Below are 2,908 nucleotides of genomic sequence, written 5' to 3' on the forward strand. Positions count from 1 at the left end.
CCGACATAGCCCGGAGGCGCGCCGATCATGCGCGAGGTGGAGTGCTTCTCCATGTACTCGCTCATGTCGAGCCGGGTCACCGCCGCCTCGTCGTCGAACAGGAACTCCGCCAGCGCCTTGGTCAGCTCGGTCTTGCCGACGCCCGTGGGCCCCAGGAACAGGAACGAGCCGATCGGCCGGTTGGGGTCCTGCAGCCCGGCCCGTGCGCGGCGCACGCTGTCCGAGACGGCGACCAGCGCCTCCTCCTGGCCGACCACGCGGCCGCGCAGCACGTCCTCCATGCGCAGCAGCTTGTCGCGTTCGCCCTCCAGCATTCGCTCCACCTGCACGCCGGTCCAGCGGGAGACCACCTGGGCGATCTGCTCAGCGTCGACGACTTCCGGCGCCAGCTGGTCTTGCGGCTTCTCCGCGCCTTCGGCCTCGGCGAGCTGGCGTTCCACCACCGGGATCTGGCCGTAGAGGATCTCCGACGCCCGGGCGAGGTCGCCCCGGCGCTGGGCCTGCTCCAGCTCACCGCGCAAGCGATCCAGCGCCTCGCGGGAGGCGGCGGCGGCGCCTACCTTGGACTTCTCCGCCTTCCACTGGGCGGTCATGTCCTCGGACTGGGCCTGCAGGTCGGAGACCTCGTCCTCCAGCTTCTCCAGCCGTTGCTTGGAAGCCTGGTCGGTCTCGCGACGCAGCGCCTCCCGCTCGATCTTCAGCTGCACGAGGCGGCGGTCGATCTCGTCCAGCGCCTCGGGCTTGCTGTCCACCGCCATCCGCACGCGCGACGCCGCCTCGTCCATCAGGTCGATGGCCTTGTCGGGCAGGAAGCGGTCGGCGATGTAGCGGTTGGACAGGGTCGCGGCGGCCACGATGGCGCTGTCGCTGATGCGCACCCCGTGGTGGACCTCGTACTTCTCCTTCAGCCCGCGCAGGATGGAGATGGTGTCCTCCACCGTCGGCTCCGACACGAAGACGGGCTGGAAGCGGCGCGCCAGCGCGGCGTCCTTCTCCACATGCTTCCTGTATTCGTCGAGCGTGGTGGCGCCGACGCAGTGCAGTTCGCCCCGCGCCAGGGCGGGTTTCAGCAGGTTGGAGGCGTCCATCGCCCCGTCGCCCTTCCCGGCGCCGACCAGGGTGTGCATTTCGTCGATGAACAGGATGATCTGGCCGTTCGCGCCGGTGGTCTCGGCCAGCACCGCCTTGAGGCGTTCTTCGAACTCGCCCCGGTACTTCGCCCCGGCGATCAAGCTCCCCATGTCGAGCGCCAGCAGGCGCTTGTCGCGCAGCCCCTCCGGCACGTCGCCGTTGACGATGCGGAGCGCCAAGCCCTCCACGATGGCGGTCTTGCCGACGCCGGGCTCGCCGATCAGCACGGGGTTGTTCTTGGTGCGGCGCGACAGGACCTGGATGGTCCGCCGGATTTCCTCGTCACGCCCGATCACGGGGTCGAGCTTGCCGTCCCGCGCGGCCTGGGTCAGGTCGCGGGCGTAGCGCTTCAACGCCTCATAGCCCTCCTCGGCCGAGGCGCTGTCGGCGGTGCGGCCCTTGCGGACCTCGGCGATGGCGGCCTCCAGCTTCTCCGGCGTCACGCCCGCGGAGCGCAGCGCCTTGGCCACCTCGCCCCCGTCGGTGGCGAGCGCCAGCAGCAGCCGCTCGGTGGTGACGAAGGCGTCGCCCGTGGCCTTGGACCTGTCCTCGGCCACGGCCAGCACCCGCGCCAGGTCCGGCTTCATGTAGAGCTGGCCCGAGCCGCCCTCGACCTTGGGTATCCTGCTCAGCGCCGCATCCACGGCGGCCACGGCCTCGTCCGGCCGCCCGCCCGCCTGGGCGATCAGGCTGCGCGCGAGCCCGGACCCGTTCGGCCCGTCCCGCTCGTCGAGCAGCGCCTTGGCCAGGTGCTCGGGCGAGAACTGCTGGTGGTTGCGGGCGAGCGCGACCTGCTGCGCGCTCTGGATCGCCTGCTTGGCGCGATCCGAATAGCTGTCGATGTTCATTCACGTCCCCTTACGGCGGATACTCAGCCAGCGCCTTCGAGAAGCACGCCGGCGGCAGGGGGGATGTGGGTGTGGCCGATGGGTCACACAAGGTTAGAGTGGTGGCGCTAGCGTAGGTTGGCGTATCCACAAGCTTCTCCAATGCCGATGGTATTCACGGCCTGTCGCGATCCGCTCCTTCGTGCTAACGGCCCACAAGTGAAAGTTGCGCCGCCATTCTCTATCTCACCCATTCTCACGTTCGGCGCGGCCGGACCTCCACTTGGCTTCATGTTCTACTGTGTTTCAGGATCTTTGGCAGAGTCACATTCTCTAGAAGACTTAGGGTTGATTGCGTTCCTCTTCGTTCCTCCGTTAACAATTTCCATCTACTTATATGGCGCCATACCCGCTCTATTTACAGGTGTGGTCGCAAGCATCCTCTTACTATATCTGAGAGGCGTTAAGTTCATTTTCGCTATAATGCTACTAGGGACGGTGTGCTCTGGGTTACTTGCCGCCTATCATCAATTTGAACTTGGAACGCATGTGGGAGCCGTCGGATCATTTGACTCCATTCCAGAACTTTCATTCGCGGGTGGGGCGGCCTCGCTAAGTTGCGGCCTTGTCGTCCTTAGGTCTGCAAAGAGAAGAACCCGAGATGCTCAGGCGATAGAAAAGTGCCAGCACTTCACTTCGAGTAACTTTGAAGCTTGAGGTCTTTGCCGGTCGACGTCGCCGTCAAGCCAGCCCCAGGAACAGCACCAGCGCGCGGTCGACCGTCCTGAGCGACGCCGCGTCCAGCTGTCCGATCACGCCGCCAATCTTGCTGCGGTGGATGGTCTGAGGCTTGTCGATCATGATCTGCGAGGGCTTGGACAGGCCGGTCCCGGCGGTCGGCTCGATCGCGGGCCTCAGAAGGGGGGCGTCCAGCAGCGTGCTCGTGACCG

General features: G+C 66.3%; 2 protein-coding genes. Both read right to left on the bottom strand.

The genetic code is table 11. From position 1 onward, the window contains the following. Window positions 1–1,979: Clp protease N-terminal domain-containing protein (locus HUV06_RS15670; protein WP_174302171.1), on the bottom strand; the 1,979-nt coding region annotated here is incomplete at its 3' end. A gap of 720 nt (window positions 1,980–2,699) precedes the next feature. Beyond that, window positions 2,700–2,908: type II toxin-antitoxin system PemK/MazF family toxin (locus tag HUV06_RS15675; RefSeq protein ID WP_174302172.1), on the bottom strand; the 209-nt coding region annotated here is incomplete at its 5' end.

Source organism: Caulobacter sp. S45 (assembly GCF_903642205.1).
Lineage (GTDB): Bacteria > Pseudomonadota > Alphaproteobacteria > Caulobacterales > Caulobacteraceae > CAHJWH01.